A 15,135-nucleotide genomic window follows, 5' to 3' on the forward strand; every position below is an offset into this window, starting at 1 on the left:
TCAGCTCTCGCCGTCGGGTCGGGCGAAGGTCGCGCCGCGCCGGTAGCCGTTGGTCCGCACACACACGTGCCCCTCCGGCGACAGCGGCTCCCCGCACAGCGGGCACGGCGCCCGCCCGGCCGAGATGACCCGCTCGGACCGCACCGCGAACTCCCGGGCCTGCAGCGGAGTGAGAAATACCCGGACCGCATCCGGGCCCTCATCCACGTCGTCGAGGACCACCGACTCGTCGACCTCCGACTCGGACACCGCCAGCAGTTCGACGACGACCGCCCCGGCATCGGAATCCCAGCCCAGTCCCATCGTCCCGACCCGGAACTCGGCATCGATCGGCGTCACCAGCGGATTGGTGTCGCTGGGTTCGGCCTCGTGCGGCGGCACCGCGGTGCCGAACCGCCGGTGCACCTCGTCGAGCAGCAGCCCCATCCGGTCCGCGAGCACCTGCACCTGCTGCTTCTCCAGGAGCACGCTGACCACCCGCGTGTCGTGCACCGCCTGCAGATAAAACGCGCGGTCACCCGGCTCACCGACGGTGCCCGCGACGAACCGGTCCGGGGTGCGAAAGACGTGAATCGCTCGGGACATTCAGCACCTCCACCTGATCGGGCCGTCACACGGTCGGGTTGCGTTCGGGTGTCCACCCGATCCCATTATCCGCCCTTCCCCGAGGTTCCCGCCGCACCGCCGGGAACCGCGTCGGACGCGCCGACCCCGGCAGGGGACGCGGAGGCGGACGCGTTCAGTCCGCTCAGGTCGGCGCCGGTGTCGTTCATCCTCAGCACGAACGGCCGGGTCGGGGTGTACCGGACGACGCTGACCGACGCCGGTTCGACGACGATCCGTTGGAAGCCGTCGAGATGGTTGCCGAGCGCGTCGGCGAGGACGGACTTGATCACGTCACCGTGGCTGCACGCGATCCACACGACGTCCCGATCGTGCTCGGCGGCCAGTCGGGTGTCGTGCCTGCGGATCGCGGCGACGGCGCGGGCCTGCACCTGCGCCAACCCCTCCCCGTCGGGGAACACCGCCGCGGAGGGGTGCTGCTGCACCACCTTCCACAGCGGCTCGGCGAGCAGGTCCTTGATCGGCCTGCCGGTCCATCGCCCGTAGTCGACCTCGGCGAGTCCCTCGTCCACGACCGGCGTCAGGCCCAGCTTCTCGGCGAGCGGCGCGACCGTGCGCTCGCAGCGCAGCAGCGGGGACCGCACGATCTCGGCGACGTCGAGCCCGGCGAGGCGCCCGACGAGGGACTCCGCCTGGTCGCGGCCGAGGTCGTCGAGGTCGATGCCGGGGCTGCGTCCCGCGAGCACACCGGACGTGTTCGCCGTCGAGCGGCCGTGCCGCACCAGGATCACCGTCATGGATTCAGACTAGGTCGGATCTGTGGACGGGGTCGGATCGACTCGGCCCACGTCAGGTCGCGGCGACGACGCCGGTGCCGAGCAGGACCAGCAGCACGACACCGAGGATGATCCGGTAGCCGACGAACCAGTACATGGAGTGGTTGACCACGAACCGCAGCAGCCACGCGATCGTCGCGTACCCGATCACGAAGGCGATGATCGTCGCGACGATCAGCTGGGGGCCGCTCGCGTTGAGCCCCTCCCCCGCCGGCTCGAAGGCGTCGGGCAGCGAGAACAGGCCGGCCGCCGTCACCGCGGGGATGGCGAGCAGGAACGAGTACCGCGCCGCGGCCTCACGGGTCAGTCCGAGAAACAGGCCCGCGCTGATCGTGCCGCCGGAGCGGGAGACGCCGGGGATCAGCGCCAGCGCCTGCGCCGACCCCATCAGCACGCCGTCCTTGAGGGTCAGTTGCTCGATCGGGCGCTGCTTGCGCCCGTAGTGTTCGGCGGCGGCGATCACCAGCGCGAACACGATGAGCATCGTCGCCACCAGCCACAGGTTCCTGGCGCCGGTGCGGACCTGATCCTTGAACAGGAACCCGAGCACCCCGACCGGGATGGTGCCGATGATGACGTACCAGCCCATCTTGTAGTCGTGGTCGCGGCGGTCCGGGTCGCGCAGGCCCCGCAGCCACGCCATCACGATCCGTCCAATGTCGCGCGCGAAGTACACCAGGACGGCCGCCTCGGTGCCGAGCTGGGTGACGGCGGTGAAGGACGCGCCCGCGTCCGCACCGAAGAAGAGTTCGGAGACGATCCGCAGGTGTCCGGACGACGAGATCGGCAGGAACTCGGTCAATCCCTGCACGACGCCGAGCACGATCGCCTGCACCCAGGTCATCGACTCCCCGATCACCGGGTGGCCCGATCGGGCAGGCGCGGATCGGGTCGGTGGGCCATCGACGTGGCCGGGCGGCGCATCACGGACAGCACCGTACCCGCCCGCGTCACCGCGGCCGCTCGGCGCGTCCGGCTGCCACGCACCTGGCCGCGGCACTACGCTTCCGGAGTTGTGGTGAGCGAACGATGAAGCAGCGGACGGTCGGACGCAGCGGGCTGCGGGTGTCCCGGATCGGTCTCGGCACCCTGCCGTGGGGTCGGGACACCGAGGGCGACGAGGCCGCGGCGCAGCTGGTCGGGTTCGTGGAAGCCGGTGGCACGCTGGTCGATTCGTCGCCGTTCTACGGCGGCGGCGCCGCTCAGCGGGTGCTGGCCGAACTCCTCGACGACGTGGTGCCGCGCACCGAGCTGGTGCTCTCGAGCAGTGGCGGAATCCATCCGGGACGGGACGGCGTCGACTGTTCCCGCCGGGCGCTGCTCACCCAACTCGACGCGACCCTGCGCGATCTCGGCACCGACCACCTCGACCTGTGGCAGGTCGCGGCGTGGGATCCGCGGACTCCCGTCGACGAGGTCGCCGCGGTGCTCGAGTACGCCGTCACCAGCGGCCGGGTCCGGTATGTCGGGGCCCGCGGCCACCTGGGCTGGCAGTTGGCGACGACGGCGGCCGCGGCCCCGCTGGCCGCGACGCAGGCGGAGTACTCGCTGCTGGCCCGCGGCGCCGAGGATGAGTTGCTGCCCGCGGCCGACTTTCACGGGGTCGGGTTGCTCGCGGCGGTGCCGCTCGCCGGTGGGGTGCTCACCGGCAAGTATCGGGACGGGATCCCCGCCGATTCGCGCGGTGCGTCGGAGTCGGGCACGGAGTCGGTGGCCGGGTACCTGACGCCGGCAACCTCCCGGGTGGTCGACGCCGTCGTCACCGCCGCGGACGGGCTCGGCGCGTCGCCGTTGGCGGTCGCGCTGGCGTGGGTGCGGGACCGGCCGGGGGTGGCCAGCGCGATCGTGGGGGCGCGGGACTACGCCCAGCACACCGGCGTGCTCGCCGCGGAGGAGCTGGAGCTGCCCGACGCCATCGCTGCGGCCCTGGACGACGTCAGCGCCTGACGCCGCGGCGCCCGATCCCTACCCTGGGTGGCATGCGGGAGCGGGAGGCGCGGCGGCGATTCGAGCGGGCCCGGGTGGCGACACTGGGCACGGTGTCGGCCGCGGGTGAGCCGCATCTGGTCCCGGTGGTGTTCGCGGTCGACGGCGACGCGGTGGTCACGGCCGTCGACGGGAAGCCGAAGTCGACGCGGCGGCTGCGTCGCCTCGACCATGTGCGGGCGACGGGTCGGGTGTCCCTGCTCGTCGACGAGTACGACGAGGACTGGACCCGGCTGTGGTGGGTTCGGATGGACGGCGCGGCGGACGTGGTGGACGCCACGTCACCGTCCGGCGAACGCGGAATCTGGGCGCTCGTCCAGAAGTATCCGCAGTACACGGACGCGCTGCCCGCCGGGCCGGTGATCGTCGTGCGTCCGCGGCGCTGGGTGGGGTGGGTATCCCGCGCACACGCTGAGCCAAGGCCAGGCTAACCTGGTGCCGAAACGTTTTCTCGACACCGTGTTTCCAACCGCACACCTTCGCGTTTTCCAGACAGGGGAAGTGATGACAGCGCTCGATTCGGCGACCACGACGGCGCCCGGCCTCGCCGAGCGGATCAAGGCGGAGACCGATGCCGCCCACCGCCGGACCGAACAGTCCCGGTTCGTCGGCGACCTGCTCGGCGGCAAGCTCAACGCCGCAGCGCACGCGGCGCTGATCGCGCAGACCTACCTCGTCTACCGCACCCTGGAGGAGGCCGGGCGCGCGCACGCCGACCACCCCGTCGTCGCACCGTTCCTCGGCGACGAGCTGCTCCGCACCGAGGCCCTCGAGGCCGACCTCGAGTTCCTGCTCGGCGCGAACTGGCGCGACGAGATCAGCGCGACGCCCGCCACCCAGCGCTACATCGACCGGCTCAACGAGGTCGCCTTCTCCTGGCCTGCCGGCTTCGTCGCGCATCACTACATCCGGTACCTCGGCGACCTGTCCGGCGGCCAGATCATCCGCCGGATGCTCGAACGCGCCTACGGCTACACCACCGACGGCCTCCGGTTCTACATCTTCGACCAGATCGAGAAGCCGAAGGTGTACAAGGACGAGTACCGGGCCAAGCTCGACGACGCGCCCCTGTCCGCCGAGGATCAGCAGCGGCTGATCGACGAGGTGAACCTCGCATACGAGCTGAACGGGGCGCTGTTCGCGGACCTCGAGGCCGACATCGACACCTACCTGGTCAAGTGATCGGGGTGCGTGCCCGCGGCGGCGTCCTGCGCGCGGCCGCGGTACTGGCCGCCGCCGCCCTGGTCGCGGTCGGCTGCGGGACCGGAGACGGCGACGTGTCCGCGTCGGGGCAGTCCGGCCGGACCACCGCAACCCTCGACGGCCTCGACCCGACCCCGATCGCGCAGTCGCCCGCCGCGACGCTGCCCGTGACGGTCCGCGGGTTCGACGGCGTCGACGTCACGATCACCGACACCAGCCGGATCGTCGCCGCCGACCAGTACGGCACGCTCACCGAGACGGTGTACGCCCTCGGACTTGGCGATCGGCTCGTCGGCCGGGACGGGGCCGCGCAGTTCCCGGCGGTCGCGTCGGTGCCGAACGTCACCCCGTCCGGGCACTCGATGTCCGCGGAGGCGATCCTGAACCTGCACCCGACCGTGGTACTGACCGACACCAGCATCGGGCCGAGGTCGGTGCAGGATCAGCTGCGGGACGCGGGTATCCCGGTCGTCTTCTTCGACCCGACCCGCACCCTCGACGGCGTCCCCGGCCAGATCGAGGCGGTCGCGGCGGCCCTCGGCGTCCCCGCGGAGGGCAAGGCGCTCGCTGACCGCACCTCCGCCCGGATCGACGAGGCGGCGGCGCTGGCCCCGACCGACGGCACCGCCCCGACGGTCGCGTTCCTCTACATGCGCGGCACGTCGATCACGATGCTCGCCGGGCCCGGCTCCGGCGCCGACTCGCTGATCGAGGCGCTCGGCGGCGTCGACGCAGGCACCGCATCCGGCCTGACCGCGAAGTTCACGCCGATCACCAGCGAGGCGATGATCGCAGCGGCCCCGGACGTCTTCCTGATGATGACGAAGGGACTCGACTCGATCGGCGGCATCAACGGCCTCGAGCGGATCCCGGGCATCGCGCAGACCCCGGCCGGGCGCAACCAGCGGGTGGTGGACATGCAGGACGGCGCGCTGCTCAGCTTCGGTCCCCGCACCGGCGAGGTGCTGCACGCCCTCGCCGTCGCGCTCTACGGCCCCGACTCGCAGTGACCGCCGAGCCAACCGCGACCGCGCCCACCACCCCGGCGCCCCGGCGCCCCGGCGCCGCGGTCGTGCTGATCGCGCTCGCGCTCGGGCTGCTGGTCCTCGCGGTGGCCTCCGCGTGCATCGGCCAGGTGCCGACCTCACCGGCGGAGGTGCTCGGTTCACTCGCCCACCGGATCGGTCTCGACCTCGGTCCGATGCCTGCCCACCCCAGCGGCGAGGTCACCCTGTGGCAGGTCCGGTTCCCCCGGGTGGTCCTAGCGATTGTTGTCGGCGCGGGCCTGGCCTGCGCGGGCGCGCTGCTGCAGGGTGTCTTCGCGAATCCGCTCGCCGAACCCGGCGTCATCGGTGTGTCCTCCGGTGCTGCGGTCGGCGCGTGCGCGGTGATCCTCACCGGGGGCGCGTTCGTCGCGGGCACCGCGGTGGCCGCCGCCGCGTTCCTCACCGGGCTGATCACCACGATCCTGGTGTACCTGCTCGCCCGCTCCGACGGTCGCACCGAGGTGGTCACGCTGGTGCTCACCGGCGTCGCGATCAACGCGTTCGCGGGCGGCCTTATCGCCTTCTTCACCTTCGCCGCCGACCCGGCAGCCCGCGACCAGATCGTCTTCTGGCAACTGGGCAGCCTCAACGGCGCCACCTGGGAGGCGGTCGCGGTGGTGACGCCGATGGCGATCGTGGGCATCGCGGTCACGATGATGCTCGCCAACAAGCTGGACCTGCTCTCGCTCGGCGAATCCGCGGCCGCCCACCTGGGCGTGAACGTGGAGCGGCTGCGCCAGGTCGCGGTGCTCGTCGTCGCGGTTCTGGTGTCCGCGTCGGTCGCGTTCACCGGGATCATCCTGTTCGTCGGCCTCGTCGTCCCGCACCTGATGCGCATGGTGGTCGGCCCGGCGCACCGGCTGCTGATCCCCGCCAGCGTGCTGTGCGGCGCGATCGTGCTGCTCGCCGCCGACCTCGGGGCGCGCACCCTGGTCCCGAACGCCGACCTGCCGCTCGGCATGCTGACGTCGCTGATCGGCGGACCGTTCTTCTTCTGGATGCTGCGTCGCACCCGTAAGCAGCAGGGAGGCTGGGCATGACCGTCACCGCCCGGGTGCGCGACCTGTTCGCGCGCGACCTGCCCGCACCGCACCGACCCGAACCGGGGACGGTGACGATGCGCGCCGTCGACGTCAGCGTCGACCGCGGCGGCCGCCGCGTCCTCGACTCGGTGTCCCTCGACGTCCGGGCCGCGGAGGTGCTTGCGCTCGTCGGCCCCAACGGCGCAGGAAAGTCCACTCTGCTCGCGGCCCTGTCCGGGGACACCGCCGTCGCCGCGGGGCGGGTCGACCTCGACGGACGACCGCTCGGGGACTGGACCGGCGCCGAGATGGCCCGCCGCCGCGCGGTGCTGCCGCAGCAGCACACCGTCGGCTTCTCCTTCACCGCCCGCGAGGTGGTTCGGATGGGCCGCACCCCGTGGGCTCGCACCGCCCTGCGGGACGAGGACGACGCCGCCGTCGCCGAGGCAATGACCGCCTGCGACGTGGAACGGTTCGCGCAGCGCCCCTTCGCTGCCCTGTCCGGCGGCGAGAAGGCCCGGGTCGCACTGGCCAGGGTCCTCGCCCAGCGCACCACCACGCTGCTGCTCGACGAACCGACCGCGGCGCTCGATCTCGGGCATCAGGAGGCGGTGATGCGGCTCGCGGCCGGGCGGGCCGGGGACGGCGCCGCCGTCGTGGTGGTGCTGCACGACCTGGCGTTGGCCGCCGCCTACGCGGACACCGTCGCGGTGCTCGCCGACGGCGGGCTCGCCGCGCTGGGTCCGCCGCGGGAGGTCCTCGCCGAGGACCTGCTCGGCCGCGTGTACGGCCACCCCGTCGAGGTGCTCACCCACCCGCGGACCGGTGCACAGCTGGTGCTGCCGCGCCGCGACATGCCCTAGCCGCCCCCGATCGCCGGTCTGCGGGCGACCGCAGTGACGTGGACCGCACCGCGGAGGGGCGGATTCGGTGCACCGGCCGGGATCGGGAATGCTGGACGCCGAACCGTGTCCGCCCGCCGAGGGCGCGACGCTGCCGCATCGTGAGGAGACGTACATGCCGAGGCAACGCGCACGCGCAGCGACCGTTCTGTCGGGGGCGCTGTTACTGCTGGTCACCGGCTGCGCCTCGGACAACGACACCGACAAGGTCAAGACGATCGAACCCGCGACCGCCGCCGCCTCACCCGCGGTGTCGAACCCGCCCGCAGGCGGCGTGGTCACCCTCGGCGGCCCGGTCTCGGCGACGGTGTTCGACGACGACACCGACACCGTGGTCATGCTGACCCCCGACGCCCGCGGCCTGCTCCTGCTGCCCGGATCGGTGTCCGGTATGCCGCCGGGAACACTGTCGGACGTCCCGCTGCGCACCGTGACGCTGCCCGGCGGTGTCGCTGCGCTGTCCGCCCCGCGCGACGGCGTCGTCGCGGTTCCTGCGGGCCGGGCGGTGGTGCGGGTGGACCTGGCGACCGGGGACACCACCAGCACCGCGGTCGACGGCGACGTGCAGGCGGTCGCGCTGCTCGCGGACGGCCGGATGGCGGTCGGCACCGCGGCGGGCGAGGTCCTCGAGATTGAGGCCGACGGGACCAGCAGCGGCACGGTCTCCGGCCTGGTGTCCGTCGACGCGCTCGGCGAGCACGACGGCCGGGTCACCGCACTGGACCGGCGGCAGAGTTCGGTCACCGAGATCAACTTCGACGACGACCGGCTCGGCCTCGCGCTGCGCGCCGGCGACGGCGCAACGAACCTCGTCGCCGACCGGTTCGGCCGGGTCATCATCACCGACACCAACGACGGTGAACTGCTCTCGCACACCACGGACCCGCTGATGCTGCATCAGCGCTACCCGGTGCCGAACTCGCCGTACGGGGTCGCGGTCGACGAGAAGACCGGCATGGTGTGGGTGACGGTCACCGGAACGAACGAGGTCGTCGGGTACGACCTGTCCACCGGAATCCCTGTCGAGAAGCATCGTTACCCCACTGTCCGGCAACCCAATTCGGTGGCCGTCGACTCCGAGTCGGGGACGGTGTTCATCGCGTCGGCCACCGGCGACGGGCTGCAACGCATCGACGTCACCGGTCACTGATCCGCGGCACGACAATCGAGAGAGGCTCTTTCGTGTACACCCTGCTGCTGCGCCTGATGTTCCTGCTGTCCCCGGAACGCGTGCACCACCTCGCCTTCGGGGCGATGCGACTGGTCACCGTCGTCGGGCCGCTGCGCGCCCTGGTCGCGCGGGTGCTCACCGTTCCGGACCCGGTGCTGCGCACCAGGGTGTTCGGCGTCGACTTCCCCGCGCCGCTCGGTCTCGCCGCCGGCTTCGACAAGAACGCCACCGGCGTGAACGTCTGGGGCGCCATGGGATTCGGGTATGCCGAGGTGGGCACCGTCACCGCGCAGGCACAGCCAGGCAACCCGGCGCCGCGACTGTTCCGGCTGCCCGCGGACCGCGGGCTGCTCAACCGCATGGGCTTCAACAACCACGGCGCAGGCCATGCCGCGAACCAGCTGCGGCAGCGCAAGACGGCGCTGCCGATCGGCGCGAACATCGGCAAGACGAAGGTGGTCGCCGCGGCGGACGCCGCCGAGGACTACGCCGCCAGCGCCCGGCTGCTCGGGCCGCTCGCCGACTTCCTCGTCGTCAACGTCAGCTCCCCCAACACGCCGGGGCTGCGGGACCTGCAGGCCGTGGAGTCGCTGCGCCCGATCCTCGCCGCCGTCCTCGAGGTGGTGGAGATGCCGGTGCTGGTGAAGATCGCACCGGATCTGTCCGACCAGGACGTGGACGCGGTCGCGGACCTGGCCGTCGAACTCGGCCTCGCGGGCATCGTCGCCACCAACACCACGATCTCCCGGGACGGTCTGCTGACCCCGGCGGGCGAGGTGTCCGCGATGGGTGCGGGCGGCGTCTCCGGCCCACCGGTCGCGGACCGGTCGGTGGAGGTGCTGCGCCGGCTGTACGCGCGGGTCGGTGACCGCCTGGCGCTGATCTCCGTCGGCGGCATCGAGACCGTCGACCAGGCGTGGGAGCGGATCCTGGCCGGCGCGTCCCTGATCCAGGGCTACACCGGGTTCATCTACGGCGGACCGTTCTGGATGAAGAAGATCCACCGGGGCCTCGCGCGCAAGGTCCGGGACGGCGGCTACGCCTCGCTCGCCGACGCGGTCGGCCAAGGCGCTTCGCGCCCGTGAGTCCTTTTGGTCCCCCTGCGGGCCAGAAGGACTCACGGGCGGCGGAGCCGCCTAGTGCCCGAAGGTGGCCGTCAGGGTGGCGCGGGCGATCGCGTGGCCGAACAGGTTGAAGCCGAGGAACGCGGGCGTCGCATCGGCGGTCAGCCCCTCGACGCTCTCGACGTCCAGCGCGTGCACGGCGAAGATGTAGCGGTGCGGACCGTGGCCCACCGGCGGGGCGGAGCCGAGATAGCGGTGTCCGCCGCCATCGTTCTTCAGGGTGATCGCGCCGGCAGGCAGCCCGGCACCCCCCTCGTCGCCCGCGTTCAGGGCGAGGGAGGTGACCGACGCCGGGACGTTCGCCACCGCCCAGTGCCAGAACCCGGACGCGGTCGGCGCGTCCGGGTCGAACATCGTGACCGCGAAACTCTTGGTCTCGGCGGGGAACCCGGACCAGGACAGCTGCGGGGAGATGTCCTTGCCGCCGGGGACCCCGAAGATCCCGCTGCGCTGGTCGGCGGGCACCTCGCCGCCCTCGGTGACCTGGTCCGAGGTCAGGGTGAAGGTCGGCAGGTCCGGCAGTGGGCCGTACGGATCGTGCGCCATGGGGGTCCTCTCGTGGGTGCGGTGACGATGGTCAGCTGTGCAGCAGGAAGTGCTCGAGCACGCGTGTGCCGAACTCTAGTGCGTCCACCGGCACCCGCTCGTCGACGCCGTGGAAGAGCGCGGTGAAGTCGAGTTCCGGCGGAAGCTGCAATGGAGCGAACCCGAAGCAACGAATCCCCAGCGTGGCGAACGCCTTTGCGTCGGTCCCCCCGGAGAGCATGTACGGCACGGTGCGTCCGTTCGGGTCGTGCGCGAGGATCGCCGCGTTCATCGCGTCGACCAGCGCACCGTCGAACGTGGTCTCGTAGGAGTCCAGCTTGGTGATCCACTCCCGGGTGACGTCGGGTCCGATCAGCTCGTCGACCTCCCGCTCGAACGCCGCCTGCCTACCGGGGAGCACCCGGCAGTCCACGACCGCGGTTGCGGTCTGCGGGATGACGTTCGCCTTGTAGCCGGCGTCGAGCATCGTCGGGTTTGCGGTGTCCCGGAGGGTGGCGCCGATGATTCGGGAGATGGTCCCGAGCTTCTCCAGCGCGGTGTCGATGTCGGGGGCGGACGGGTCGAAGTCCAGTCCCGTCTCGTCGCCGACGGCTCCGAGGAACTCGGCGACCGAGTCGGGGACCACGAGCGGGAAGGTGTGCCGTCCGAGCCGCGCGACCGCCTCGGCGAGGAGGGTGACCGCGTTGTCCTCATGCAGGAACGAGCCGTGCCCGGCTCGGGCCTTCGCGGTCAACCGCATCCAGCCGAGCCCCTTCTCCGCGGTCTCGACCAGGTACAGGCGCGCATCGGAGCCGTCGGGGCGCGGCACGGACAGGGAGAACCCGCCGACCTCGCCGACCGCCTCGGTGATGCCGTCGAACAGGTCGGGCCGGTGCTGCACGAGCCACTGCGACCCCCAGGTCCCGCCCGCCTCCTCGTCGGCGAGGAAGGCAAACACCAGGTCCCGCGGCGGCACCGTGCCCTCGGCCTTGAACTGGCGCGCCAGCGCCAGCGTCATTCCGACCATGTCCTTCATGTCGACGGCGCCGCGCCCCCACACGTAGCCATCCTCGACGGCCCCCGAGAAGGGGTGGACACTCCAGTCCGCGGGTTCGGCGGGCACCACATCGAGGTGGCCGTGGATCATCAGCGCGCCGCGACTGCGGTCGGCGCCGGGCAGTCGCGCGAAGACGTTGCCACGTCCGGGCTGACCCGACTCGACGTACACCGTCTCGTAGCCGACTTCCTCGAGCTTGCCTGCCACCCATTCGGCGCATTCCCGTTCGCCCCTGGTGGTGGCGAGGTCGCCGGTGTTGGACGTGTCGAAACGGATCAGCGCACTGACGAGGTCGACGACCTCGGATTCGGCACTGCTGCGGATTGTGGGTGAGGAATCGATGTGCGGCACCTCCCTTTCCTACACCGTGCACCACCGGAATTCGTGCGAACACCCCCGCCGCACCGGCGTTGACCTGCGACAACGAGACGATTTTGGTTCTCGGGGTGTGCTGGGTTAATCTTTTCCAGCACGCAGCGAGAGCGGCGAGCGAAACAAAGAGTGTGCAAGCGCGAGTGGCGGAATGGCAGACGCGCTAGCTTGAGGTGCTAGTGTCCTACTAATGGACGTGGGGGTTCAAGTCCCCCCTCGCGCACTCTGAGTTGAGACAGACGACGAAAGCCCCGAACTTCGGTTCGGGGCTTTCGTCGTCTCGCGACCACCATCACCGAATCGGTGTCCGGCGCCGCCGCCGGTAGACTCGACCGACGACAGCAGCGACGAGATCAGGACTGAGCACCAGCACCGATGGCACAACCGACGACAGGCATCGACCCCGCCGACCTGCAGAGCATCGACCCGACGGATCTGGAGACCTGCCTGAGGGTCCTCGCCGCGGCAGGAGAACTCGACGCCGACCATCCCGATTCCGTTGCCCTGCAGCGCGCCAGCGGCAAGATGTTCAAGCGGCTCAAGCGGCGCAAGCGGATCGAGGTCCGTGACGCGAAGAACGCGGCCGACCGCGCCGTCGTTGCCGCGACCGCGACCGGGTCACCCAACCGCATTGACGACGAGACCGCCGGTGTGCTGATCTCCTCGCCGACCGTCGGGGACACCGCGGGCACCCTGATCCGGCCGCGGCCCTGCTACATCTGCAAGCAGCGGTACACCGTCGTCGACGCCTTCTACCATCAGCTGTGCCCGGAGTGCGCGGCGCGCAGTCACGCCAAGCGGGACGCGTCCACCGATCTGACCGGCAGGCGGGCACTACTCACCGGTGGCCGCGCGAAGATCGGCATGTACATCGCGCTGCGCCTGCTCCGCGACGGCGCCCACCTGACGATCACCACCAGATTCCCGAACGACGCCATCCGCCGGTTCAGTGCAATGGAGGACAGCGCCGACTGGATCCACCGACTCCGCGTCGTCGGCATCGACCTGCGCGACCCGGCCCAGGTCGTCGCGCTCGCCGAGGACGTCGCCGCGCAGGGGCCGCTCGACATCTTGATCAACAACGCCGCCCAGACCGTCCGCCGCTCCCCCGGCGCCTACTCCGCGCTCGCCGAGGCGGAGTCGGCTCCGCTGCCCGCGGGCGCGCTGCCCGACGTGGTGACGTTCGGCAAGACCAGCGACGCGCACCCCGCCGCCCTGGCCAGTTCGCTGCCCGCGGCAACCCAGTCGATCGTGCATCAGGTCAGCGAGCTGGCGCTGGTCGCGGGATCGGCCACCCCCGAACGTATTTCGCAGGGGATCGCGATCGACGCGGGCGGCCTAGTGCCCGATCTCGCGCACACCAACAGCTGGGTGCAGGCCGTCGGCGAGGTCGACCCGATCGAGCTCCTCGAGGTGCAGTTGTGCAACTCGGTGGCGCCGTTCATCCTGGTCGACCGACTCCGTCCCGCGATGGCCGCGTCGCAGGCCCGCCGCAAGTACGTGGTCAACGTCTCCGCGATGGAGGGTCAGTTCTCCCGTAAGTACAAGGGGCCCGGACACCCGCACACCAACATGGCGAAGGCGGCGCTGAACATGCTCACCCGCACCAGTGCCAGGGAGATGCTGGAGCAGGACGGCATCCTGATGACCGCCGTCGACACCGGCTGGATCACCGACGAACGCCCGCACTACACGAAGCTGCGCCTGGCGGATGAGGGCTTCCACGCCCCGCTCGACCTGGTCGACGGCGCGGCGCGGGTCTACGACCCGATCGTGCAGGGCGAGGCGGGCGTCGACCTGCACGGCTGCTTCCTCAAGGACTTCGAACCGTCCCCCTGGTGACGGAGAAAAACCACCCACCGGTTCCCTAATGTCACATCGAGTGTCGTCGAGTGACCCACTGTGACATTAGGGAACCCGAGGCGGGCGGGCCGTGGACGTGACGGAAGGTCACACTTAGTGTGGTCGGCATGACCCGCACCCGCGACCTCGACATCGTCGTCTACGGAGCCACCGGCTTCGTCGGCCGGCTCGCCGCCGACCACCTGGCCCGACACGCCCCCGGCGGAACCCGCATCGGGTTGGCCGGGCGCAGTCGAGCGAAGCTCGAGCGGGTCCGCGAGAGTCTGCCGGGCGCATCGGACTGGCCGATCCTGATCGCGTCCGCCGACGACGGCGCCTCCCTCACCGCGCTGGCCGAATCCACGCAGGTCGTGGTCAGCACCGTCGGTCCGTACGCGAAGTACGGCATCGACCTGGTGCGGGCGTGCGCCGAGACGGGCACCGACTACGCGGACCTGTCGGGCGAGGTTCTGTTCGCCAGGGAATCCATCGACCGCTACCACGACATCGCGCGGACCACCGGCGCGCGGATCGTGCACGCGTGCGGGTTCGACTCGATTCCATCGGACCTCGGGGTGCACGTTCTGCACGACAGGGTCACCGCGGACGGCGCGGGCACGCTCACGGACACGACCCTGGTGGTGTCCTCGCTGCGCGGCGGTCTCAGCGGCGGCACGATCGACTCGATCCGCACCCTCGTCGACGCCGTCAGGTCGGACAGGGCTGCGCGTTCCCTTGTGCTGCAACCCTATTCGCTGAGCCCGGATGCCTCGAAGGAACCCGATCTGGGGCGCCAGCTCGACGCCGAACTGGTGAAGGGGTCGGACATCGCGCCGGACCTGGCGGGGGTGCTGGCACCGTTTTTGATGGCATCGACAAACACCCGGGTGGTGCGGCGTAGCAACGCTCTGCTGGACTGGGCCTACGGGCGCACGTTCCGGTACCGAGAGGTGATGAGCGTCGGCGCATCGCCCCTGTCACCGCTGCTCGCGGCGGGTGTCGCGGCCGGGCTCGGTGTCCTCGCGGCAGGCCTAGCGCTGCCCCCGACGCGGTGGGCGCTCGACCGGATGCTGCCGAAGCCCGGCGAGGGGCCGAGCGAGAAGACGCGCCGGACCGGGCATTTCACGACGGAGGTCTACACCACCACCAGCACCGGTGCCCGCTACATGTCGCGGATGCGCGCACAGGGCGACCCCGGGTATGCGGCGACCGCCGTGATGCTCGGCGAGTCCGCCCTCGCGCTTGCCCTCGACCGCGCGGTGCTGCCGGAGGCGGCCGGCGTCCTCACCCCGGCGACCGCGATCGGCAACCGGCTGGTCGAGCGGCTCCGCGACGCCGGTGTCGAGATCACCGTCCGCAGCATGTAGGCGCTCTGCAGGATGGACGGGCCGCAGTGCTGCGTCGAGTGAACGGCACATTCGTTCGATCTGATCGACTGAACGCTTCCGTTCAGTCGGGACGGGGGCGGGGGGTGAGTAGTGCGCA

Annotated in this window: 15 protein-coding genes and 1 tRNA gene; 11 read left to right on the top strand and 5 right to left on the bottom strand. The window is 71.2% G+C overall.

The genetic code is table 11. The features are described 5' to 3' along the window. The 3 genes from ACFWPA_RS01135 to ACFWPA_RS01145 form a co-directional block, all read right to left on the bottom strand. Complete coding sequence (locus ACFWPA_RS01135; RefSeq protein ID WP_378507069.1) at window positions 1-585, bottom strand: DUF3090 domain-containing protein; 585 nt, start codon at window positions 583-585, stop codon at window positions 1-3. 65 nt (window positions 586-650) lie between these two features. Then, a complete protein-coding gene (locus tag ACFWPA_RS01140) occupies window positions 651-1,361 on the bottom strand; it encodes a histidine phosphatase family protein (RefSeq protein WP_378569476.1) in 711 nt (236 codons plus the stop codon). A gap of 52 nt (window positions 1,362-1,413) precedes the next feature. Beyond that, on the bottom strand, window positions 1,414-2,256 hold the full coding sequence (locus ACFWPA_RS01145) for an undecaprenyl-diphosphate phosphatase (protein ID WP_378507272.1): 843 nt from the start codon (window positions 2,254-2,256) through the stop codon (window positions 1,414-1,416). A 173-nt stretch (window positions 2,257-2,429) separates the two neighbouring features. On the opposite strand from ACFWPA_RS01145, the gene ACFWPA_RS01150 reads away from it, so the two are divergent. The 8 genes from ACFWPA_RS01150 (at window position 2,430) to ACFWPA_RS01185 (ending at window position 9,815) form a co-directional block, all read left to right on the top strand. Next, window positions 2,430-3,347 (top strand): aldo/keto reductase, encoded by a 918-nt coding sequence (locus tag ACFWPA_RS01150; RefSeq protein WP_378569478.1) that lies wholly within the window; start codon window positions 2,430-2,432, stop codon window positions 3,345-3,347. A gap of 32 nt (window positions 3,348-3,379) precedes the next feature. Beyond that, entirely contained in the window at window positions 3,380-3,817 is a 438-nt protein-coding gene (locus tag ACFWPA_RS01155; protein ID WP_378507066.1) for a TIGR03668 family PPOX class F420-dependent oxidoreductase, read from the top strand. Window positions 3,818-3,890: 73 nt separating this feature from the next. Continuing rightward, complete coding sequence (locus ACFWPA_RS01160) at window positions 3,891-4,568, top strand: heme oxygenase (biliverdin-producing) (protein ID WP_378569480.1); 678 nt, start codon at window positions 3,891-3,893, stop codon at window positions 4,566-4,568. Continuing rightward, window positions 4,565-5,599, top strand: coding sequence for a hemin ABC transporter substrate-binding protein (locus ACFWPA_RS01165; RefSeq protein WP_378507064.1), 1,035 nt, complete (start codon window positions 4,565-4,567; stop codon window positions 5,597-5,599). Before ACFWPA_RS01160 ends, ACFWPA_RS01165 begins: the two co-directional genes overlap by 4 nt. Next, entirely contained in the window at window positions 5,596-6,675 is a 1,080-nt protein-coding gene (locus ACFWPA_RS01170; protein ID WP_378569482.1) for a FecCD family ABC transporter permease, read from the top strand. Before ACFWPA_RS01165 ends, ACFWPA_RS01170 begins: the two co-directional genes overlap by 4 nt. Continuing rightward, window positions 6,672-7,520 carry a heme ABC transporter ATP-binding protein gene (locus ACFWPA_RS01175; protein WP_378507062.1) on the top strand — a complete coding sequence of 283 codons (849 nt, stop codon included), beginning with the start codon at window positions 6,672-6,674 and terminating at the stop codon, window positions 7,518-7,520. The genes ACFWPA_RS01170 and ACFWPA_RS01175 overlap by 4 nt, the downstream gene beginning before the upstream one ends. Window positions 7,521-7,674: 154 nt before the next feature. Further along, the gene (locus ACFWPA_RS01180; protein WP_378569484.1) at window positions 7,675-8,709 is read left to right on the top strand and encodes a hypothetical protein; all 1,035 of its coding nucleotides are present in this window, start codon (window positions 7,675-7,677) and stop codon (window positions 8,707-8,709) included. A 32-nt stretch (window positions 8,710-8,741) separates the two neighbouring features. Continuing rightward, window positions 8,742-9,815: a quinone-dependent dihydroorotate dehydrogenase gene (locus ACFWPA_RS01185; RefSeq protein WP_378569486.1), complete on the top strand. Its 1,074-nt coding sequence runs from the start codon at window positions 8,742-8,744 to the stop codon at window positions 9,813-9,815. Between the two features lie 51 nt (window positions 9,816-9,866). Here the strand turns inward: ACFWPA_RS01185 and ACFWPA_RS01190 are convergent, their stop codons facing one another. Further along, entirely contained in the window at window positions 9,867-10,400 is a 534-nt protein-coding gene (locus tag ACFWPA_RS01190) for a YbhB/YbcL family Raf kinase inhibitor-like protein (protein WP_378569488.1), read from the bottom strand. A 31-nt stretch (window positions 10,401-10,431) separates the two neighbouring features. Beyond that, window positions 10,432-11,778, bottom strand: a complete 1,347-nt coding sequence (locus ACFWPA_RS01195; protein ID WP_378569531.1) for a M20/M25/M40 family metallo-hydrolase — start codon at window positions 11,776-11,778, stop codon at window positions 10,432-10,434. A gap of 167 nt (window positions 11,779-11,945) precedes the next feature. Between ACFWPA_RS01195 and ACFWPA_RS01200 the strand changes: the two genes are divergently transcribed. The 3 genes from ACFWPA_RS01200 (at window position 11,946) to ACFWPA_RS01210 (ending at window position 15,017) form a co-directional block, all read left to right on the top strand. Then, window positions 11,946-12,031: transfer RNA gene (locus ACFWPA_RS01200), tRNA-Leu, on the top strand. A 152-nt stretch (window positions 12,032-12,183) separates the two neighbouring features. Then, complete coding sequence (locus ACFWPA_RS01205; protein ID WP_378507058.1) at window positions 12,184-13,650, top strand: SDR family NAD(P)-dependent oxidoreductase; 1,467 nt, start codon at window positions 12,184-12,186, stop codon at window positions 13,648-13,650. A gap of 128 nt (window positions 13,651-13,778) precedes the next feature. Further along, entirely contained in the window at window positions 13,779-15,017 is a 1,239-nt protein-coding gene (locus ACFWPA_RS01210; protein WP_378507057.1) for a saccharopine dehydrogenase family protein, read from the top strand. Window positions 15,018-15,135: the final 118 nt, after the last annotated feature.

It is taken from the genome of Rhodococcus sp. NPDC058505 (assembly GCF_042720095.1).
Lineage (GTDB): Bacteria > Actinomycetota > Actinomycetes > Mycobacteriales > Mycobacteriaceae > Rhodococcus_G.